This is a genomic window from Collinsella sp. OM04-5, assembly GCF_003439125.1.
GTDB lineage: Bacteria > Actinomycetota > Coriobacteriia > Coriobacteriales > Coriobacteriaceae > Collinsella.
Genome location: NZ_QSUU01000005.1, coordinates 30,924 through 51,118, shown reverse-complemented (window position 1 = coordinate 51,118; position 20,195 = coordinate 30,924). Strand labels below are relative to the sequence as shown.

Genomic DNA, 20,195 nt, shown 5'->3' with positions numbered 1-20,195 from the left:
CCGAAGGGGACGAAGGGAAACGGATCCTCGACATCACGACGGAGAGCAATGAGCCGTTTTCCTCCGTCCCCCCCCCAGGGATCATTAGGCAGTGGCGCGGCCTAGCCAGTTGCCGCTGTGGTGGTAGACGGTAAACATCGTGGCGGTTATTACCCAGGTTACGGGGTAGACCAGCAGCAGATGCTCGAGCGAGGGGTCGAGCGGCATAATCGCGAACACCCACGCCACGCGGAGCACGACCGTGCCGAATATCGTGAGCATCATAGGCTGGAAGCTCACGCCAGCGCCGCGGATGGAGCCGGACGCGTTTTCGATAATCGAGAAGATCGCGTAGAACGGCGCGATGAAATGAAGAATCGTCGTGGTGTAGGTCGAAATCGCGGCATCGTCGATAAACAAACGCGAAAGCGGGCCCGAAAACACCAGCAGCACGGCAGACAGGCCACCGATAAGCACAAATGAAAGCACGAGCGACGTGTGATATCCCTTTCGCATGCGATCGTAATTGCGCGCACCAAAGTTCTGCGCCGAGAACGTAGTGATCGACACACCAAGCGCCTCGGTCACCATCCAGATAATGCCGTCCAGGCGGCCGGAAAGGCCCCAAGCGGTCGTGACATCGGCTCCAAACGAGTTAACCGACACCTGAATCAAAACGTTGGAGATCGAATACGCCGCAGACTGAACGCCCAGCGGCAAACCGCACGAAAGCATGCTCTTGCAAATGCCGCGATCAATACCGAGCTTGGATAGCGACAACCGCCACGCCCCCGGAGCGCGCATCATGCGGATCACAATCATCGTGGCATTGGTGCAGATAGTCAGCGCCACCGCGATGCCGCAGCCCAGCGCTTCCATGTGCAGCACGGCGACAAAGAGAATGTCGAGCGCCACGTTGACGAAGCAGCCGGAGGCAATAATGACCGCCGGACCGCGCGTGTCGCCCACGGCGCGCAACAACGCCGTCCCCATATTGAGCAGCAGCGCTGCAAACATGGCGGCAAAGTAGCAACGGGCATACGCCACACCCTCGGCCAACAGCTCATGCGGTGTATTCATCAGCACAAGCATCGGCTCGACAAACACCATGCCCAGAATGGAAATGACAATGCCGCCCACCAGCGCGAGCGTCATGGCCGTATGGACCGATCGGCTCAGGCACTCGTCATCGTGCTGGCCAAAAAACTGGCCCGTAATGACCGCACAGCCAGCACCCACACCGACGCAAAAACCAATGCAGAGCTCCGTGAGCACCATCGTGGCCTGAATGCCGCCCAGCGCGAGCTTGCCGCCAAACTGACCGACGATATAGGTACCGATAAGCGTGTAAGCCTGCTGAAAAAACGAGCTAAAGAAGATAGGGACGCACAGCGACAGCAGCTGCTGCCAAATAACGCCCTGCGTTACATCGATAGCCGTAGATTTCTTAGCCACACGCCCTCCCCACTAGCGTACGTCAGACAACAAAACGGCAATTTAAGACCAAAGCAAATACCAGCTTAGCACCGACCGACGTCGGCCGAAACGCCCCGAACCAGAGCCCGGTGCGAACTATCTGCCTAGTGATACAGACCCGGCTGGTAGTGGTACTCGTTGCTCACATGTGGGCACAGCTGCCAAAAGGCAACAGCACTTGCCGCGGCCACGTTGAGTGAATCGACCCCATGCGCCATCGGAATACGCACGGCGCGGTCGCAGCCTGCAATGGTCTTGGCGCCCAAGCCAGCACCCTCGGTGCCCATAAAGATTGCCAGGCGGTCAATCTCCTGGAGCGCGGGATCGTCCAGCGACACCGAATCATCCGTCAACGCCATAGCGGCACACGAAAAGCCGGCATCGTGCAGCGCCGCCAGCCCATCATGCGGCCATACGCGCGCCTCGCTGCCAATGCGCGTCCAGGGCACCTGGAACACCGTGCCCATGCTCACACGGGCCGAGCGGCGGTACAGCGGGTCACAGCAAGTGGGGCTCACCAAAATACCATCGACGTTCAGTGCAGCCGCCGAGCGGAAAATCGCGCCGACATTGGTGTGGTCGACAATGCCCTCGAGCACGCACACGCGCACCGGGCGCTCACCCGCCGCCTCGACGACGCCACTCAAGAACTCGGCTACCGGAATCTGGCGTGGACGACGGAATGCCGCGAGCGCACCGCGCGTCACGTTAAAACCCGTCAGCTGCTCCATAAGCTCCATCGAGGCCACGAACACGGGAACCGGGCCGGCGGCCTCGCACACAACCAGGCGCTCAAACAGCGGCATCATTTGATCGAGCCAGCGTTCGCCCAAAAGAAAGCTCACCGGCTGGTATCCGGCACGCACCGCGCGCTCAATAACCTTGGCACTCTCGGCGATAAAGATGCCCTTTTGCGGCTCCAACACGCAGCGCAGCTCGCGCTCGGTCAGTCGCACGTAGGCATCGAGCCGCTCGTCCTCGAGCGAATCAATTCGCAGAACCTCAACGGCATCAGTCATAGCAGCCAGCCAGCACCCTTCTTTACAGCACATCTATACCAAACGAGGCGACGCTAAGCGCCGCCCCATGCATTCAATCAACCCGATGATACCGTTCACGTCAGGCGATTTACGCCTCAACGCGACGATACGTCACGAACTCATAATCGACGCCCTCGTCGCCCTCGCCCGAGGCAATCGTGGCAGCACCGCCACGCCGCGCAATCTCCCACGCGGGATCGGCATCCAGATCGGGAAAGTACGTATCCACGTCATGCACGCAATGGTCATGCGTAACCTCGGCCTCGGCGCAATACGGCAAAAACTGCCGATACACCTCGCCACCACCGATCACCCAAGCAACGGGCTCATCGGCTACCGCGGCGAGCGCTTCGTCGATGCTATGCACCACGTCGACACCCTCGGCAGCAAAGCTCTCGTCGCGGGTGAGCACGATATTGCGGCGATTCTTGAGCGGACGCCCGCCGGGAAAACTCAGCAGCGTCTTGCGTCCCATAATGACCGGGCAGCCTTTGGTGCACGCCACAAAATGACGCATGTCGGCGCGATTGGACACGACCATGTCGCCCTCGCACCCAATACCCCAATCATCGCACACGGCGACAATGGCAGAAAGCTTACACGTCATGAGCACCACCTACACCGCAATGGGAATGTTCTTGACCTGCGGGCCGTGCTCATAGCCCTCGACGATGAGGTCATCGGTCGTAAACGCGTAGAAATCGTGCACGTCGGGGTTAAGCGTCACCTTAGGCGCCGCAAACTGCGGACGCTCGATAAGCTCGCGGACTATATCGACATGGCGGTCGTAAATATGAGCGTCAGCAATCACGTGCAACAGCTCGCCAGCGATCATGTCGACCGACTGCGCGACCATCATCAGCAAAATGGCGTACTGGCACACATTCCAGTTGTTCGCGGCCAAAATATCCTGGCTGCGCTGGTTGAGAATCATGTTGAGTGTCGGCTTATCGTCCTGCGGGCGCTGCGTCACGTTATACGTCACGCCGTAGGCGCACGGATACAGGTGCATCTCGGACAAGTCGCTAAACACATAGGTGTTCGTCATGATGCGGCGGCTGTACGGAGTGATCTTAAGGTCGTACAGTACGCGATCCATCTGGTCAAAGTCGCCCTCGGCATAATGGCTCTTCTGCCCAATCTGATACCCGTAGGCCTTGCCGATGGAGCCGGTCTCATCGGCCCACTCATCCCAAATATGGCTGTTGAGGTCATGGACGTTATTGGACTTCTTTTGATAGATCCACAGGATCTCGTCCATCGCAGACTTAAGCGCCGTGCGGCGCAGGGTAAGCGCGGGAAACTCCTCGCGCAGGTCGTAGCGAGCCGTAACGCCAAAGTTTTTAATGGTATAGGCAGGGGTGCCGTCCTCCCACACCGGTCGGACCTTTTGTCCCTCGGTGGTGGTGCCATGGTCCAGAATATCGCGGCACATGGCCACAAACTGCTGATCAGCCTTGCTCATTGACCCTCCTGTCAGTCGCCTATAAGCGAGATTCATTGTAGCCCAGGCACATGCGGCCCCACAGCCAAAACATAAGCCCTCATTTTCTGGCATATGCCAGAAATTCCTTGCGCAAATCAGCGCGTTCGCTATTCTATTGTTGACATATGTCAGATAAGGAGGGCGCATGGCAGGAAGACGCGAAAAATTGCGCCGCGTCGGGATCATCCCCGAATACCGCGGCTTTACCCCTGACGGCCTAGCCAGTGGAGACGCCATCGACATGACAATCGACGAGTTCGAAGTCCTGCGCCTGTGCGACCTGGAAGGCCTCAATCAAGAGGCCGTCGCCCAGCACATGGGCATTGCCCGTGCCACGGTGGCGGCAATTTGCAGCCGCGCACATCGCAAGGTGGCAAACGCCCTGGTCAACGGTCGAGCGCTTATTATCGAGGGCGGCAATATCGCGTACTCCCCCATCACCACAACGACGGCCGCATGGCCAGCAAAGGAGGTCGGCACCATGAGGGTGGCAACCACGTACGACAACGGCAACATCTTTATGCACTTTGGCCGCAGCGAGCAGTTCAAGATCTACGACATTCAGGACGGCAAGGTACTCAACGAGCAGGTCGTGGGCACCGGCGGCACCGGCCACGGTGCCCTTGCGGGCCTGCTCGCCAACGGCGGCGTGGACACGCTCATCTGCGGCGGCATCGGCGGTGGCGCTATCAACGCGCTTGCCCAAGCCGGCATCACGGTATACGCAGGTGCCCAAGGCAGCTGCGACGCTTGCGTCGAGGCCCTTATCGCCGGCACGCTCGCACAGAACAGCGAGGCCACGTGCGGCTGCCACGGCCACGACCACGACCACGCCCACGAACATGGCGAGTCCTGCAGCTGCCACGACCATCACGAGCACGAGGGCCACGAGGGCTGCGGCTGCCACTAACGGCACGGCACCGCGAGCTCGGGGCGCGACGCTGAACGCAACCCAACAATCAAAGCCAACAACAAAGGCCACCCGGTAGCTTCCGAGTGGCCTTTGCCATATCAAGCTGGAATTACAGCTCTATTTCTTATTACGCATCTGCGCTTCCATCTGGCGCAGCAGTTCCATATCGGACTTGGGGCCGCCCGTACCCAGGCCGCCCATGCCACCCAGACCCATAGCGTCCAAGCCAGGGATATTGGGCATGCGCATCTTCTTGCCCTTCTTGCCCTTCTTGCCCTTTTTGCCGCCGGCCTGTGCCTGATTGGCCATCGTGCGCATGCGGCCCATCATCTTATTCATCTCGCCCCACTGCTTCATAAGGCTGTTGACCTCGGTGGGGGTTACGCCGGCTCCCTTGGCAATGCGGGCGCGACGCTGGCCGTTGATGATGGAGGGACGCAGGCGCTCCTCCTTGGTCATTGACATGATGATGGCCTCGTTCTTATCGAAGATGCCCTCGTCCAAGTTGCCGCCCATCTGGTTGAGCGCGCGCTGGCCGCCGGGAAGCATACCCAGAATGCCCTTCATGCCACCCATCTTCTTGACGGCCTTCATCTGGTCGAGCATGTCGTTCATGGTGAAGCCCTCGCGCAGCATACGCTCGGCAGCCTCAAGCTGCTCTGCATCGGCTGCCTCCTGGGCCTTCTCGATGATGCCGACAACATCGCCCATGCCCAAGATGCGCTTGGCCATGCGATCGGGATAGAACGGCTCAAGCGAATCGGGTTTCTCGCCCATGCTCACAAACTTGATGGGCTTACCGGTCACCTGGCGCACCGAAAGTGCGCCACCGCCACGGGCGTCGCCGTCGAGCTTGGAGATGATCACGCCGTCAAAGTCGGTGCGCTCGGCGAAGGTCGAGACGACGTTGACGATATCCTGGCCGGTCATGGCATCGACGACCATCAGCACCTGGTCGGGCTTGACGGCCTTCTTGATGTCGACTGCCTCCTGCATCATCTGCTCGTCGATCTGCAGACGACCGGCGGTATCGACGATGACCACGTCACGCAGGTGGTCGACGGCCTCCTGGATGGCGCCCTTTGCGATGTCGATCGGGTGCGCTCCGTCACCGCGGAAGACCGGCACGCCGATCTCGCCACCGAGCGTGGCCAGCTGGTCGGCAGCGGCGGGACGGTAGACGTCGCACGCGGCGAGCAGCGGAGAGCGGCCCTGCTTCTTGAGCAGGTAGGCCAGTTTCACGGCCGCCGTGGTCTTACCGGAGCCCTGCAGGCCCACGAGCATGATGACATTGGGAATGCGGTTGCTAAAGACGAGTTTGCTCTCGGTTGAGCCGAGCATCTCGGTGAGCTCGTCGAGCACGATCTTGACGACGTTTTGCGCCGGCGACAGCGACTCCATGACCTCGGCGGTCATGCAGCGCTCCTTGGTCTTGGCAACGAACTCCTTGACGACCTTAAAGTTAACGTCGGCCTCGAGCAGCGCCATGCGAATGTCGCGCATGGCCGAAGTAATATCGGCCTCGGTCAGCTTACCCTTGCCGCGCAGGCGGTCAAATGTGTCGTTGAGGCGATCGCTCAGAGAATCAAACACTAGTCACTCCTTAGTTGGACTCGCCCACCAGGGCGCGGCAGAAATCTATGGCGTTAAACTCCTGCAGGTCATCGACCTGCTCGCCCACGCCGATGCGCAGGATCGGGAGCTTGAGCTTCTCGGCCACGGCCATGGCGATACCGCCCTTAGCCGTGCCGTCGAGCTTAGTCATGATAATACCGTCCAGGCCCAGCGCCTCGTTAAACTCGAGCGCCTGGTTCAGACCGTTCTGACCAGTGGCGGCATCGATCACGAGGACAACCGAGACGGGCATGGGGCCGGCGGCCATATTAGCGGCGCGCTTACGCGTCACGTTGACCACCTTGGCGAGCTCGCGCATGAGCTCGGGGCTCGTGTGCAGACGGCCGGCGGTATCGATGAGCACCAGGTCACTGCCGCGCTTATCGGCCTCGTCGAGCACGTCATAGCATACGCTCGCCGGATCGGAGCCGCGGTCACGCTTGATAACCGGTACGCCGGCGCGCTGGCCCCACACATCGAGCTGCTCGATGGCGGCGGCGCGGAAGGTGTCGGCCGAACCGATCACCACGTTCTTGCCGCGGGCGGCCATGGCACTCGCAATCTTGCCGACCGTGGTGGTCTTGCCGGCACCGTTAATACCGACAAACAGCACGCAGCTCGGCGTATCGGAAAACGGATCGCGCTTAACAGGCACAAAATGGCCCTCGAGCTGCTCTGCCAGGGCGCGGCGAAGCTGCGGGGCGGTCTTGAGGTTCTTCTTGGCCGCGGCGTCGCGCAGGTCATCGGAAACCTGAATAGCGACCTCGGCACCCATGTCACCCATGACGAGCGTGTCCTCAAGATCCTCCCAAAAATCCTCGTCGACCTCGCCGCCAAAGTAGAAGACCTCGTTGAGGGCCTCGCGGCTGCGCTCGAGTCCGCGCGAGAGTGCGTCAAAGAATCCCATTATGCATTCACGACCTTTCCGGTTTCGCGATCGAGTTTTTGCGAGACGACGCGACTGACGCCGTCGGCTTGCATCGAGACGCCGTAGAGAACGTCAGCATCCTCCATAGTACGGCGCTGATGCGAGATTACCAAGAGCTGCGTATCGGAACGCAGCACATCGAGGGCGCCGATGAGCTTGGACAGGTTGGCGTCGTCGAGCGCAGCCTCGACCTCGTCCAGAACATAGAACGGCACCGTGCGCGTACGGTATACGGCAAAGAGCAGGGCAAGCGCCGTCAGGCTCTTCTCGCCACCCGACATGAGCATCATCTTGGTGATACGCTTGCCGCGCGGCTGCGCCACGACCTCAATGCCCGTCTCGGCCGGATGCTCGGGATCGGTCATCTCAAGGTGAGCCTGACCGCCGGGGAAGAGCATGGCAAAGATCTCGCGGAAGTTCGCATCAACCTTCTCAAACGTCACCAGGAACGCCTTGCGCATTTTGCGGTCGATCGCCACGGTAATCTTGGTGAGCGCCTTGCGCGCGCTCTCAAGATCGGCCAGCTGCTCCTCGATGTAATCGGCACGGCGCTTGAGCTGCTCGTACTCCTCCATGGCGACCTGGTTCACAGGACCCAGGTTGTTGATCTGGCGCACGAGCTGGTTAAGTTCCCGCTCGGCGGCATCGCGATCGGTGGGTGCCGGCAGCATGAGCGCTTCCTCGAGCACCGTGGTACCGTCGGCGGTGATGGCCTTGATGGCAGCCTCGACCTGCACCTCGAGCTTGCCGCGCGCCACCTTGAACTCATTTTGCGTCGTGGCGGCAACATCGACCCTCTCTTTGGCGCGGGCGACCTCGGTCTTGGCGTCCTCGATGGTCTTCTTAAGCGAAGCCGAGTCCGCCTCCTCAAGCGATGCCTGATCGCGCAGGCGCGCAGCCCAGTCCGAGGCGCGCTCCAACAGGGCAGAATAGCGCTCGTGCATGGGATCGACGCGAAGGCGCAGCAGCTCGAGCGAGCGTGAGGCCTGACGCGTCCCGCGGATACGACGGTCGATACCCTCAAGGCGATGCTCAAGATCGGGCACGCGGCCCTTCAGCGAACGCAGGCGCTCGCTCGTCTGAGCCAGGCGCACCTTAGCGTCGGCGAGCTTACCGGCGGCCTCGGAGTCATCGCGCCGAACGCGATCGAGCTCGTCGTTGGCCTCGGCAATCTGCAAGCCCAAGTCACTCGCCTGCGCACGGGCCTCGTCACGTGAACGGGTAAGTTCATCCACGCGCGGACGTGCGGCACGTACGGCCTCGGCAGCCTGCTCGCGGCGCTTGGAAATCCGTACCCGCTCGACCTCGGCATTGTTGGCACTCTGCTCCAGGCGGCCGATCTCGGACAGCAGGGAGCGACGCTCGCCCTCAAGGCGGGCAATCTCGCCGGCAGTATCGCCCTCGGCAGCATGGGCCTCCTCAACGGCAGTATTGGCCTCGACGACCTGATCAGAAACATGCTCAAACACGGCAGCGAGATCGGGCTCCAGGCCTTCCAGCTCGCGGATACGACGTTTACGCTCCAAGGCACCCGAAGCCTCGCCGGCATCAAGCCCCACGCGAACCAGGCCGCCACAGCTCACGCGGGCGCCATCGGGAGTCACATAGGTCGCGCCGTCAACGACAGGCGCAGCCAGTGCGGCAGCCAAATCATCGACCACGTAATAGCCGCCGAGCAATGCCTCGACGACCGGACCGTAGCCCGCACGCACGGACAGACGATCAACAAGACGGGTACCGGCGGCACCCTCGGCAGCCGCAGAGCCACTCACGCTGCGCGCCACCAGCAGCGCCTCGCCCGAGGCCTTCTTCTGGTCCAGGGCGGCGCGACCGGCGCGCTCGAGTGCGGCAGTGTTATCGAACAACAGGGCATCGATATCGCCGGCGAGCAGCTGCTCAACCAGACCCTCGAGCTCACGCGGCGCCTCGAGCACATCACCCAGACGGCCCGAAACATCGTCGCCCAGCGCGCCCACCAGACGGCTTACGAGCGGCGAGCTGTCTGCCATGCGGGCATCGAGCTTCTTTTGGCTGGCAAGCTCCGAGCGTATCTCGGACAGCTTGTTGCGCGCCTCGCCCTCGCGGGCACGCAGGTCCTTGAGGGCAGCGCGTGCCGTCTCGGTGGCCTCGCGCGCATCGCTCTGGGCCTGACGAGCCGCCTCAAGGGCGCTCTCAAGCTCCTCAGCACGGTCGCGGCGGCTCTCAAGCGATGCTGTGACCTCCTCGAGCTGTTCATCAATCTGCTCCAGGCGCGAGGCGTACATGTTGTCCTCGACCTCAGCGTTGCTCAGCGAGTCCTTCACCTTGGCAAGCTCGAGTGCGGCGTTATCGGTCACACGCTGCACATCGCGCTGCTCGCGCATGAACTGCGAAATCTGCGCATCAAGCGCCACGCGGCGCTCGTGAAGCTCGGCAGCGGCAGGACCAGCGGCGTCGACGTCCTCCTGGGCCTGCATATGCGCGCCGGTCACTTCCTCAAACTGGGCTCGTGCATCCTCGAGCTCCTCGACCACGCGACGGCGCTGATGCTCGGAGCTCGAGATCTGGCCGCGCATGTCGGACAGGCGCGACACCATGTTGTGGCCCTTTTCCTCGAGCAGACGCATGTCGGAGTTAATGCGACCGACCACATCTTGCATATGGCGGCGCTGCTCGCCCAGATCGCCCACAAACAGGCCCTTTTCTTCGAGCATGACCTGGAGCTTCTCGAGCTCGCGCTCTTTCTCACCCAGACGGTACTGCGCAAGCTCAAGCTCGGCAGCGCCCTCTTTGGAGCGGCTTTCCAGGTCGTTCCACTGCGACTGCAGCGAACGAAGCTCGTCGACGGCCAGCATCTGCGTAAGCTCGTTCGCGCGCGAGGACAGCTCTTTGTACTTGCGCGCGCGATCGACCTGACGCTCCAGCGGTCGCAGCTGACGGGCGATTTCCTTGTTGATATCGCGGGCACGGGTCAGGTGCTCGTCCATCGATTTAATCTTTTTGAGCGCACGCTCCTTGCGACGCTTGTGCTTGGAGATGCCGGCGGCCTCCTCAATGAGGGCACGGCGCTCCTCAGGGCGGCTCTGCAAAATGGCATCGAGCTTGCCCTGGCTGATGATGGAATGCGTATCCTTGCCCAGTCCCGAATCGTGCAGGATGTCCTGGATGTCCATCAGGCGGCACGGGCTCGAGTTGATGAGGTACTCGCTTTCGCCCGAGCGATACATGCGGCGGGTGATAGCCACCTCGTCAAAGTCGACAGGCAGCATATGGTCCGAGTTATCGAGCACCAGCGTGACCTCGGCCACACCCACCGGCTTGCGCGCCGACGAGCCCGAGAATATGACGTCCTCCATGGCCTGGCCGCGCAGCTGCTTGGCGCTCTGCTCACCCAGGACCCACAGAATCGAGTCGGAGATGTTCGATTTTCCCGAGCCGTTGGGACCGACGATGACGGTCAGGCCCGGCTCAAACGTCATATGGGCGCGGTCGGCAAACGACTTGAACCCTTTGAGCGTGAGGGACTTGAGATACACGGCTCCTCGCTTAAACAGGCTTCTTGTTGAGAATCACGCCGTTGGTGGTGTAACCCATGCGGTCGAGCGCCTCGAGCGCGGCAGCTCCCTCGGCTTCCTTCTTGGAGGAACCGGTGCCGCGGCCCTGGCGAATACCGTCGATGAGAACCACGGCGGTAAAGGTCGGTGCGTGCGCCGGGCCCTCAGAGCCAACGAGCTTGTACGCCGGAGGCTCGTGGCCGTCGGCCTGCACGCACTCCTGCAAGAACGACTTGGGGTTCGCGGGGTGCTCGGCACGCTCGGAGGCCAGGTGCGGCTTAAGCGTACGGTGAATGAACTCCGCCGCGGCATCCCAGCCAGCATCCAGATACAGCGCGCCCACGAGCGACTCGTAGACGTTCTCGAGCGCCGAGTGCAGGCCGCGCGCGCCGGTACCGGTCTCGGAGGCACCAAAGATGATGATGTCGTCGATGCCCAGCTCATGGGACACCTCGGACAGCGTGGCACCCGAGACAAGGGACACCTTCAGGCGCGTAAGCTTGCCCTCGTCAAACTCCGGATAGGATTCAAAGAGCGAACGGGCAACCACGGCGCCCAAAATGGAATCGCCCAAAAACTCAAGACGCTCATAGCTCGCCGAGACGGGCTGACCTTCCACGGCAGAGGGGTGCGTGAGCGCCGCGCGCAGCAGCACCTTGTTATTGAACTCGTGGCCCAAGATTTCCTGGGCGCGCGCGAGTCGTTGAGATAAAGCCAAGACTTAGGCCTCCTTGGCGTTTTCAATAGCGTCGACAGCGTCGGCGACAGAGTTGAGCGACAGCAGGGTCTCGTCATCGATCTCGAGGTCGAACTCGTCCTCGATGGCCGTCACCAACTGCAGACGCTCGAGCGAATCGGCATCGAGATCGTCGAAGGTGGTCTCGTCGCTAATCTCGGCAACGTCGACACCCAGCACATCGGCGGCAACTTCGGCGATCTTATCGAAGATTTCGGAGCGGTCCATAGCGCTTCCTCTCGTATTGCGTGAACATCAACGCGCTGGCGCCGCAAGCGCAGCGCCAAGACACGGTTTTGATTCTACCCCACGACGCAGGCCGCGAGGCACATAACAGCGCCCTAACTCGCTCCTACAAAACGATGCCGTCCATAGAGTTGGCGACGTTCTCGACAAGCCCGGCGCGCACGGCCTCCGCCGCGGCGAGCGTACCGTTTTTGACGGCCTCGACCGAGGTGGCACCATGGCCAATCAGAACTACGCCACGCAGGCCCAGCAGAATGGCGCCGCCCTTAGCATCACCCGAGAGCTTTGCCTTAATCTCGCGCATCTGCTTTTTTATGAGCAGCGCGGCAATCTTGGTGCCGAGCGAAGACATAAAGACACCCTTGAGCTCCTGCAGCAAAAATTTGGTAGCGCCCTCGGTGGCCTTGAGTGCGATGTTGCCCGACATGCCGTCGGCAACCACGACGTCAAAATTGCCCGACGTAAGATCGGTGCCCTCGCAGTTGCCCACAAAACCGGGAACAGCGGCCTTCATGGCCGGGAAGCAGGACTTGGTAAAGTTGGAGCCCTTCTCGTCCTCGGTGCCGTTAGCAAGCAGGCCCACGCGGGGATGCTCGATACCCAAAACGACGCGGGCATAGGCGGCGCCCATCTGGGCAAAGCGCACCATATCGTCCACCTCGACATCGGGGTTGGCGCCCATATCGCACAGCACCGTCAGGCCGCCGGCGCGATTGGGCAGTGCATTGGTCAGACAGGGGCGCACCGGCTGCTTCTTGCCTTCGGCCTGATACCTAAACGGCGTCACATAGGCGGTAGCGGCAGCGGTCATGGCACCGGTCGAACCGGCAGAGAAGAACGCGTCAGCATTGCCCTTCTTGATAGCGCGGCACGACAGCACGATCGAAGACTTGCGTTTGGTCATCACGGCGCGAATGGGATCGTCATCCATGGCGATAACGTCGGGTGCCTCAAGGGCCTCAACACGTGCGTGGGAAGCAGCAAAGGGATTGACGATTTCGGCGGGGCCAGCTGCCAAGACCTCGATATCGGGATCGGCGGCAAGCGCAGCCTCGATACCATCGAGAACAACCTGAGGTTTCTCGTCTCCGCCCACAACGTCTACACAAACGCGAACGTTACTCATATACATGCTCCTTATACAAAAATGGCCGACTCATTGAGCCGGCCATTGTGGTTCCATTTGGAACGGCATCGCATCCAGAGTATAGCGTTACTCGGTAACGATAACCTCGCGGTCCTTATAGAAACCGCAGCTGGGGCACACGTGGTGCGGAAGCTTGACAGCGCCGCAACGGGGGCACGTGGACTGAGCCGCAGCCGAGATCTTCATGTTGGCGGAACGACGGGTGTGAGTGCGGATACGACCCTGCTTTTGTTTAGGTACGGGCATAGTGACCTTCCTTATGAACTATCCAGTGTGGCGATTACGCGCAAGTAGAGATACTACCACAGTTTTACTCATCGAGCTTGAGATTCTTCAATGCTGCAAATGGATTTTCCGTGGCAGCGGCCCATTCTGCCTCTGCCTGGGCGGCGCAATCGCATTGCTCGACGTTGAGATTACAACCGCAAGTGGGGCACAGACCGCGGCAATCGGGCTTGCACAGAACGACAAACGGCGTGTCCATGACGACCGCGTCGTTGATGGGCTCACCCAAATCGACGATGCGGTCCTCACCCAGGAGCTCGTAGCCGTCCTCGTAGGCCTCGGGATCCTCGGGCTCCTCGAAGAGGTAGAACTCCTCGATCTCGCCGGCGATATCAAACGAGGCGGGCTCCAGACAACGGTCGCACTCGCCGGTGGCGTGCGCGCGAACCATGCCCGTGAGCAAGACACCGGTACCGGCATTGGTAAAGACAACGTCGTAGTCGATGCCGTCCTGTAGCTGATACTCCTTCTCGCCCACCATGTAGGTGGCGACGTCGACCTTACCGGTCAGCGGATACGAATCACCAGGAAACTCGAGCTGCTCGGAAAGATCGACGGTAACGCTCGGGAACTCAGCCATTACCACTGACCATTCTGCTGGGCGGCACCCTCGTTGAGCTGCTGACGGCAACGGGTAACGGTGCCGGTCAGGCTCTTGAGGTTCTCCTCCAGGTGCGTAAAGACCTGCTCTGCGTAGTCCTCGGCAGCATAACGCGTCTCGCGCTCGTACTGCTGGGCACGATCGCGGATGTCGTCGGCCTGCTGCTGGGCTAAGCGGACGATCTCCTGCTCACCGGCAATGGTGAGGGCCTGCTGCTGAGCGTCGGCGATGATGGAATCGGCCTGAGCGGCGGCGGAAGCCATAAGCTCCTCGCGCTCCTTAAGGATACGGCGGGACTTCTGCCACTCCTCGGGATAGCTCATGCGGATCTCGTCGAGGATGTTGAAGAACACGTCGGCGTCGATGACCTTGAACTGAGCGTTCTTGCCGAAAGGCGGCTTGGCTTCCTCGATCAGCCCTTCGAGCTCATCGACCAAGCTGACGATCCTATCGCCAGGAAAATTCTCGCCCGGCATCCGGTCTCCTTTCATAGGTAACATATCATCGTGCTAGTTTACCACATGCCACCAGGCAATAAAAAACGTCACGAAAAGCGATGTCTGAGCGCTTCGACCACGTTGGGCGGGACAAACGTCGATACATCGCTGCCGAGCGAGGCGATCTGGCGAACGACCGAGCTCGAGATATAGCCGTACTGCGGCGCACTCATGACAAAGATAGACTCCAGCTCGTTATCCAAGCGATAGTTGAGGTCGGCCTGCTGCAGCTCGTACTCAAAGTCGGTCATGGCGCGCAGGCCCTTGACCACGGCCCCCGCCCCCTGCTCGCGAGCGAAGTCGACCAAGAGGCCGGTAAAGGGCAGGACCTCGACGCCGTCGATATCACCGAGCGCCTCACGGGCCAGCGCCACGCGCTCATCGAGCATAAACGTGGTGCCCACACCGTTTTTACCCTGCGACTCGGCAACAGCGACGATCACGCTGGGAAAGATGCGGCGGGCACGGCGGATGACGTCGATATGGCCAAATGTGATGGGATCGAAGGTGCCCGGGACAATCACGCGGTTGATGGTGTCATTCATGGGCGTCCTCCCAAGGCGCTTCCTCGTTATTTTCGTTCTTGTCAGCAAGGTCGTTCTCGTCCTCGGCCACCCAGCGCAGCAAGTCAACCGAGGTTATGCCGTAGCGCTTCTCTCGCACGGTCTCAAAACCGGTCGGGTGAGCGCCCGCGTCGGCGGCAGCGTGCTCAAACAGCGCATAGGCACCCTGTGCCAGCAAGCCTTGCTGAGCTAGGTTTTGCAGCAGCTCCTCGACCGGCTCGGCGCCAAAGGCATAGGGCGGATCGAGCAGGACCAGATCAAAGGGGCCACCCGGCACACGGCCGCGCGAGGCGCTCGCCAACACATCGCCGGTAACGACGCGCCAACGCGAGCGGTCGCCGCACAGCGACTCGATATTCTTGGTGATCAGACGGGCGGCATTGCGATCGATCTCGAACGTGGTGAGCGAGCGGGCGCCACGCGAGAGCATCTCGATTCCCAGGGCACCGGAGCCGCCAAAGGCATCCAGCACGCGGACCTCGTCCAAATCGAAATCGAACGCCGACATGACCATGGATGCACATGCCTCGCGCACGCGATCGGTCGTAGGACGGGTGACATCGCGTCCACGCGGCTCTTCGATCTTGCGGCCGCGCCATTCACCGCCGATGATTCTCATCCTCCGCTGACCTCCTTAAAGATATGTCGATAACGCATGGCGACCGCGTCGCGCAAGGGGCGCGTCGCCACGGAGTCAAGGTTGCAAGCATACCGCAAGAGCTCGACCGCGTCCAAATGGGCCCATTCGATAAGATCCTCGTCGGCGTCCAGGTCCACAAAGCGCAAGGTAATGCCGCCGTGTTGACGATAACCCAGAATCTCGCCCTCGTGGCGCAGACGCAGGTCCATCTGGGCGAGCGTAAAGCCGTCCGAGGTCTTTTCGAGCGACTGGAGGCGGTCTTGTGCCGCCGAGGCGCCGCCATTGCCCTTGGAGTGCGTCATGACCAGGCAGGTGCCCGACACGCTGCCGCGGCCCACGCGACCGCGCAGCTGGTGCAGGGCCGCCAAGCCAAAGCGCTCACCGTTCTCGATGACCATGACGGTGGCGTTGGGCACGTCGACGCCCACCTCGACCACCGTAGTCGAGACGAGCACGTCGATCTCGCCACGCTTAAAGGCATCGATAACCTGGTCCTTCTCCCCCGCTGGCATGCGGCCGTGAAGGCGCTCGATGGCAAGACCCGGCAACGCCAGACGCAGGCGATCGAGCTCGGTCGCCGTATCGTGCAGCGGCACGGGGACCGTCACGCGGCCCTCGTCGTCGCGGGCGATACCGGGCACGTCCTCCAGATCATCGGCCGAGTCACTCGGCTCCACGAGCGGGCAAATCACGTAGGCCTGCTGACCCTTTTCATGCGCCTCGCGGATGGCGCCATAGGCAAGGTCGCGGCTCGACTCGGTAAGCACGCGTGTCGTCACGCCAGCGCCAGGGACGGGCCGATGGCGGATGATGCTCGTGTCCAGATCGCCGTAGACCGAAAGCGCCAGCGTACGTGGGATGGGCGTTGCCGTCATAACGAGCAGATCGGCACCAGGGCCCTTCGCACGCAGGGCGTTGCGTTGGCCGACGCCAAACCGGTGCTGCTCATCGATGACCACGAGCGACAGATGCTTGAACGCCACGTTATCCGAAAGCACCGCGTGGGTGCCAAAGAGGACATCGAGCTCGCCCGATTCCAGCTGGGCATGGATCCGCTCGCGCTCGGCCGCTGGCGTGGCGCCCGTCAGGAGCGCCCAGGTCATGCCAGCCTGCGAGAGCAAGGGGCCGGTCTTATCGGCATATTGACGCGCCAGCACGCCCGTGGGCGCCATAACGCAGGCCTGCGTGCCGCTATCGGTAGCCACAGCCAGCGCGCAGGCGGCAACGGCGGTCTTACCGGTACCGACATCGCCCAGCAGCAGGCGGTTCATCACGCGCCCGCCATCGCACATATCGCGCAGGATATCTTGGAACGCGGCCTCCTGCTCGTCGCTCAGCGAAAATGGCAGGGCCTGCTTGAGCGCGGCCAGGTGCTCGCCCGCGGCGTGGGCGTAGGGCACCACATCGACCAGGCTGCCGTCGTTGCGCAGGCGCAGCGCCAGCTGCAGGTAAAGGCACTCCTCGTAGGCAAGCCGTGCGCGCGCGATATCGCGCTCAGCCATGCTCGAGGGAAAGTGAATTGATCGAAGCGCACGAGCATTGCTCATCAGGCGACGCTTAACGCGCAAGCGTGCGGGAATCGGGTCGAAGGGATTGCCGACGACCTCGAGCGCGCCACTTACGATGCGGCGCATCCATGCCTGGCTCACGCCGTCACTCACATAATGGACCGGCAAAATGGTGCCCGCAGCACGCCCGTCATCGAGCTTTTCAAAGTGCGGCGAGGCCATCTGCTTAAAACCGTAGGCAAACTCGACCTTGCCCATCACGGCCAGGCGGTCGCCCTGCTTAAGCTGCTGGGCAATCCAAGGCTGACGGAAAAAGGCGACCTGCAGCACGCCCGTCTCGTCAACGAGTGAGACCTCGGTCACCTGCATGCGCGGACGCGGCTTCTTTTGAACGATACGGTCGACCGTGGCGATGATGGTGCACACGGTACCGATGGGCGCCATCTCGATGGACCAGGAGCGCGTAAAGTCCAGGTATCGATGAGGGATATGCAGAAGGAGGTCCCCCACCGTCCGAATTCCCAGACGGCGAAGGGCCTCCTCACGTTTACCCGAAACATATTTGAGTCGCGCGATATCCTCGTCGAGCGCATTGCTCTGGGCAAAGCGATCCGAGACGCGCGGCACGGAGCAGAGCTCAGACATGGGCAGATGCCTACTCGATCGAGAAGATCACGGGATAGAGCGGCTGCTCGCCACGATGGGCGTCGATCTCCAGGTCGGGCTGAGCCTCCTCGATAGCGTCGACGATCTCCTGGAAGGCTTCATCGGACAGCTCCTCGCCGGCCAGAATCGTCAGCGCGTCGCCCTCCTCTTCCTCCTGCATACGGTTGATACAATCGAGCGTGACCTGTTTCACATCGGAGCCGACCACATCGATGGAACCGGCAATGATACCCATGACGTCACCGGAGTGAATCGGGGAGCCGTCCGAGGCGCTGGAGTCGCGCACGGCGCGGGTGACCTCGCCATCGCGGACCTCGCTGATGGCGTCAACCATAGCGGCGACGGCGTCCTCGAGATCGGAATCGGGCAGGACCGCGAACAGCGCGGAGAAGGCCTGCGGAACGGTCTTGGTGGGAACGACGGCGACCTTCTTGTCGGTGCAGGCAGAGGCGGCGGCCTCGGCAGCCATGCGGATGTTACCGTTGTTGGGCAGGATGATAACCGAGGTCGCGTTGACCTGGTCGACGGCGCCCAGCAGGTCTGCAGTCGAGGGGTTCATGGTCTGACCACCCGACACGATCACGTCGACGCCGAGGGACTTGAGGATGTCGGCCTCGCCCGAACCGGCGGCAACGGCGACAAAGCCCAGCGCCTTGGCGGGCTCGGCAGCCTTCTCCTGGTCCTCATGAATCTTGGCGGTACGGTCGTGGGCCTCCATCTCCATGTTGTGGATAAAGACCTCGTAGATCTGACCGAGCTGCAGCATGTGCTCGAGCACCAGGTTGGGGGTGTTGGAGTGCACGTGGATCTTGTAGTCGGGGTAGGCGCCCACGAGCAACTCACAGTCACCCATGGAGCCCAGGAACTTGAGGCACTCGTCCTCGTCAAAAGGAGCGTCGGCCTTAAAGAGGAACTCGTTGCAGTAGCGGAACTCCGAGCCCTCCCAGTCGTCGTTGGCCTCGATCTCAACACGACCAAGGGCCGCGTCGCGGGCAGAGCCAGCGGAATCAAACGTGGCAGAGAAATCCTCGACAACGGTGCTGCGGCCAAGCGCAGCGGCAACAAAGTTCTCAAGGAAAATAGCAAAGCCGAAGGCGCCGGAGTCGACCACGCCGTTCTCCTTCAGAACGGGCAGCAGGTCGGGCGTGCGGGCGACGGACTGGTAGGCCTCGACGACGATAGCGTCGAGCGCATCCTCGGCCGAGAACTTCTTCTTTTCGCACTCGTCGGCCTTGGTCGAGACATCGCGCAGCACCGTGAGGATCGTGCCCTCGATGGGCTTACGGACGGCCTGGAAGGCGACCTTGACGGCTCGGCGGAACGCATAGGCAATGTTGGCGGACGTAATGGGCTCGTCGGCAGAGACAAGACCCTCGGCCACGCCGCGCAGGATCTGCGAAGTGATGACGCCGGAGTTGCCGCGGGCGCCCATCAGGGAGCCGTGGGTGATGGCGCCGGCAATGGCCTCCATGTCGGCATCGGCGGGAAGGGCAGAAAGCTCCTTGGTCACCGAGGCGAGCGTGAGCGACATGTTGGTGCCGGTGTCGCCGTCGGGCACGGGAAAGACGTTGAGCTTGTTGATCTCCTCGGCCTTGTCGGAAACGGCAGCCGCAGCGATCGGAAAACAGGTGCGAATGGTCTTTGCAATCATGGGTATTTGAATCTCCGTTTTCGGATGCTAGTTCAGACGGCTCTTGAGCGCGTCGATATGGATGCCGATCTTAAGGCTGGCGGGATCGATCTGGGCGATCTCCTGCAGGGTGAAGGCAACGGAGCTCGAAAGATTGTGGCAGACGGACTTCATGTTGACGCCGTTCTCGAGCACGACGTGAAGATCGACCGTAAGGCCGTTCTCGTCGGCGGAGACAAGCACGCCCTTGCGGAGGCGCTGGCCGGCAAGCAGGCGCACGCTCTCGGCGCCCTGGAGCTGCTCAGCCATACCGACGACGCCATAGCACGTCATCGCGGCATAACCGGCAATATCGGCAATAACGTCGTTCGAGACGCTCAGGCTGCCGTTAATGGTCTCAGACACAAGAATCTCCTTATCTGGTGCTCGCGGCACCATGTCGTGGGAGCAATCATTGCAATATTTTACAACGACCGCGCCATGTTGAGGTGGTGGGTCGCGGGATTACATCCTCGACACGAAATGTTGATATGGCAACGTTCGAGTCAAGTGGTCGCGGCATGAAAAAACCCGCCGCTTAAGCGACGGGTTTTACAACCTGGCTCCCCGGGTAGGACTCGAACCTACAACAGCGCGGTTAACAGCCGCGTGCTCTACCATTGAGCTACCGAGGAATTAAAAAGCCCAGCGAAATGGGCTGAGAAATT

General features: G+C 61.5%; 19 protein-coding genes and 1 tRNA gene. 1 reads left to right on the top strand and 19 read right to left on the bottom strand.

All coding sequences use genetic code 11. The annotated features are described in order from the left end of the window. Positions 1-84: 84 nt before the first annotated feature. The 4 genes from DXB53_RS04100 to thyA form a co-directional block, all read right to left on the bottom strand. Positions 85-1,434 carry an MATE family efflux transporter gene (locus DXB53_RS04100; protein WP_117583430.1) on the bottom strand — a complete coding sequence of 450 codons (1,350 nt, stop codon included), beginning with the start codon at positions 1,432-1,434 and terminating at the stop codon, positions 85-87. Between the two features lie 125 nt (positions 1,435-1,559). Further along, positions 1,560-2,474 (bottom strand): RNA methyltransferase, encoded by a 915-nt coding sequence (locus DXB53_RS04095; protein ID WP_117583429.1) that lies wholly within the window; start codon positions 2,472-2,474, stop codon positions 1,560-1,562. A gap of 109 nt (positions 2,475-2,583) precedes the next feature. Next, a complete protein-coding gene (locus tag DXB53_RS04090; protein WP_117583428.1) occupies positions 2,584-3,102 on the bottom strand; it encodes a dihydrofolate reductase in 519 nt (172 codons plus the stop codon). Positions 3,103-3,111: 9 nt separating this feature from the next. Next, complete coding sequence (gene thyA, locus DXB53_RS04085; protein WP_117583427.1) at positions 3,112-3,960, bottom strand: thymidylate synthase; 849 nt, start codon at positions 3,958-3,960, stop codon at positions 3,112-3,114. A gap of 166 nt (positions 3,961-4,126) precedes the next feature. On the opposite strand from thyA, the gene DXB53_RS04080 reads away from it, so the two are divergent. Beyond that, complete coding sequence (locus DXB53_RS04080) at positions 4,127-4,891, top strand: DUF134 domain-containing protein (RefSeq protein WP_117583426.1); 765 nt, start codon at positions 4,127-4,129, stop codon at positions 4,889-4,891. 120 nt (positions 4,892-5,011) lie between these two features. Here DXB53_RS04080 and ffh read toward each other — a convergent pair whose 3' ends face one another. The 15 genes from ffh to DXB53_RS04005 form a co-directional block, all read right to left on the bottom strand. After that, on the bottom strand, positions 5,012-6,487 hold the full coding sequence (gene ffh / locus DXB53_RS04075; protein WP_099431647.1) for a signal recognition particle protein: 1,476 nt from the start codon (positions 6,485-6,487) through the stop codon (positions 5,012-5,014). 10 nt (positions 6,488-6,497) lie between these two features. Further along, on the bottom strand, positions 6,498-7,415 hold the full coding sequence (ftsY, locus tag DXB53_RS04070; RefSeq protein WP_117583425.1) for a signal recognition particle-docking protein FtsY: 918 nt from the start codon (positions 7,413-7,415) through the stop codon (positions 6,498-6,500). Continuing rightward, on the bottom strand, positions 7,415-10,951 hold the full coding sequence (gene smc, locus DXB53_RS04065) for a chromosome segregation protein SMC (RefSeq protein ID WP_117583424.1): 3,537 nt from the start codon (positions 10,949-10,951) through the stop codon (positions 7,415-7,417). The genes ftsY and smc overlap by 1 nt, the downstream gene beginning before the upstream one ends. A gap of 10 nt (positions 10,952-10,961) precedes the next feature. Further along, positions 10,962-11,687 (bottom strand): ribonuclease III, encoded by a 726-nt coding sequence (gene rnc, locus DXB53_RS04060; protein ID WP_117583423.1) that lies wholly within the window; start codon positions 11,685-11,687, stop codon positions 10,962-10,964. A gap of 3 nt (positions 11,688-11,690) precedes the next feature. Continuing rightward, positions 11,691-11,933, bottom strand: a complete 243-nt coding sequence (locus DXB53_RS04055; RefSeq protein WP_117583422.1) for an acyl carrier protein — start codon at positions 11,931-11,933, stop codon at positions 11,691-11,693. A gap of 124 nt (positions 11,934-12,057) precedes the next feature. After that, positions 12,058-13,077 carry a phosphate acyltransferase PlsX gene (gene plsX, locus DXB53_RS04050; protein WP_117583421.1) on the bottom strand — a complete coding sequence of 340 codons (1,020 nt, stop codon included), beginning with the start codon at positions 13,075-13,077 and terminating at the stop codon, positions 12,058-12,060. 87 nt (positions 13,078-13,164) lie between these two features. Then, on the bottom strand, positions 13,165-13,344 hold the full coding sequence (rpmF, locus tag DXB53_RS04045; protein WP_022094017.1) for a 50S ribosomal protein L32: 180 nt from the start codon (positions 13,342-13,344) through the stop codon (positions 13,165-13,167). Between the two features lie 64 nt (positions 13,345-13,408). Further along, complete coding sequence (locus tag DXB53_RS04040) at positions 13,409-13,963, bottom strand: DUF177 domain-containing protein (RefSeq protein WP_117564150.1); 555 nt, start codon at positions 13,961-13,963, stop codon at positions 13,409-13,411. Then, positions 13,963-14,460 (bottom strand): ATPase, encoded by a 498-nt coding sequence (locus DXB53_RS04035; RefSeq protein ID WP_040358176.1) that lies wholly within the window; start codon positions 14,458-14,460, stop codon positions 13,963-13,965. The genes DXB53_RS04040 and DXB53_RS04035 overlap by 1 nt, the downstream gene beginning before the upstream one ends. Positions 14,461-14,528: 68 nt before the next feature. After that, positions 14,529-15,026 carry a pantetheine-phosphate adenylyltransferase gene (gene coaD, locus DXB53_RS04030; RefSeq protein ID WP_117564151.1) on the bottom strand — a complete coding sequence of 166 codons (498 nt, stop codon included), beginning with the start codon at positions 15,024-15,026 and terminating at the stop codon, positions 14,529-14,531. Further along, on the bottom strand, positions 15,019-15,663 hold the full coding sequence (gene rsmD / locus DXB53_RS04025; protein WP_117583420.1) for a 16S rRNA (guanine(966)-N(2))-methyltransferase RsmD: 645 nt from the start codon (positions 15,661-15,663) through the stop codon (positions 15,019-15,021). The genes coaD and rsmD overlap by 8 nt, the downstream gene beginning before the upstream one ends. Next, positions 15,660-17,837, bottom strand: coding sequence for an ATP-dependent DNA helicase RecG (gene recG / locus DXB53_RS04020; protein ID WP_117583419.1), 2,178 nt, complete (start codon positions 17,835-17,837; stop codon positions 15,660-15,662). Before recG ends, rsmD begins: the two co-directional genes overlap by 4 nt. A gap of 10 nt (positions 17,838-17,847) precedes the next feature. Further along, a complete protein-coding gene (locus DXB53_RS04015) occupies positions 17,848-19,509 on the bottom strand; it encodes a DAK2 domain-containing protein (protein WP_117583418.1) in 1,662 nt (553 codons plus the stop codon). 27 nt (positions 19,510-19,536) lie between these two features. Next, positions 19,537-19,926, bottom strand: a complete 390-nt coding sequence (locus DXB53_RS04010; RefSeq protein WP_187361832.1) for an Asp23/Gls24 family envelope stress response protein — start codon at positions 19,924-19,926, stop codon at positions 19,537-19,539. Between the two features lie 161 nt (positions 19,927-20,087). Further along, positions 20,088-20,162: transfer RNA gene (locus tag DXB53_RS04005), tRNA-Asn, on the bottom strand. Between the last annotated feature and the right edge of the window lie 33 nt (positions 20,163-20,195).

What these genes read in the sequence shown, in the direction of transcription:
- rsmD (WP_117583420.1), bottom strand. Translation starts at nt 15,663, where the DNA reads ATGAGAATCATCGGCGGTGAATGGCGCGGCCGCAAGATCGAAGAGCCG.
- DXB53_RS04010 (WP_187361832.1), bottom strand. Translation starts at nt 19,926, where the DNA reads ATGGTGCCGCGAGCACCAGATAAGGAGATTCTTGTGTCTGAGACCATT.
- DXB53_RS04015 (WP_117583418.1), bottom strand. Translation starts at nt 19,509, where the DNA reads ATGATTGCAAAGACCATTCGCACCTGTTTTCCGATCGCTGCGGCTGCC.
- thyA (WP_117583427.1), bottom strand. Translation starts at nt 3,960, where the DNA reads ATGAGCAAGGCTGATCAGCAGTTTGTGGCCATGTGCCGCGATATTCTG.
- ftsY (WP_117583425.1), bottom strand. Translation starts at nt 7,415, where the DNA reads ATGGGATTCTTTGACGCACTCTCGCGCGGACTCGAGCGCAGCCGCGAG.
- DXB53_RS04080 (WP_117583426.1), top strand. Translation starts at nt 4,127, where the DNA reads ATGGCAGGAAGACGCGAAAAATTGCGCCGCGTCGGGATCATCCCCGAA.
- DXB53_RS04095 (WP_117583429.1), bottom strand. Translation starts at nt 2,474, where the DNA reads ATGACTGATGCCGTTGAGGTTCTGCGAATTGATTCGCTCGAGGACGAG.
- coaD (WP_117564151.1), bottom strand. Translation starts at nt 15,026, where the DNA reads ATGAATGACACCATCAACCGCGTGATTGTCCCGGGCACCTTCGATCCC.
- rpmF (WP_022094017.1), bottom strand. Translation starts at nt 13,344, where the DNA reads ATGCCCGTACCTAAACAAAAGCAGGGTCGTATCCGCACTCACACCCGT.
- recG (WP_117583419.1), bottom strand. Translation starts at nt 17,837, where the DNA reads ATGTCTGAGCTCTGCTCCGTGCCGCGCGTCTCGGATCGCTTTGCCCAG.
- DXB53_RS04035 (WP_040358176.1), bottom strand. Translation starts at nt 14,460, where the DNA reads ATGCCGGGCGAGAATTTTCCTGGCGATAGGATCGTCAGCTTGGTCGAT.
- DXB53_RS04040 (WP_117564150.1), bottom strand. Translation starts at nt 13,963, where the DNA reads ATGGCTGAGTTCCCGAGCGTTACCGTCGATCTTTCCGAGCAGCTCGAG.
- plsX (WP_117583421.1), bottom strand. Translation starts at nt 13,077, where the DNA reads ATGAGTAACGTTCGCGTTTGTGTAGACGTTGTGGGCGGAGACGAGAAA.
- DXB53_RS04090 (WP_117583428.1), bottom strand. Translation starts at nt 3,102, where the DNA reads ATGACGTGTAAGCTTTCTGCCATTGTCGCCGTGTGCGATGATTGGGGT.
- DXB53_RS04055 (WP_117583422.1), bottom strand. Translation starts at nt 11,933, where the DNA reads ATGGACCGCTCCGAAATCTTCGATAAGATCGCCGAAGTTGCCGCCGAT.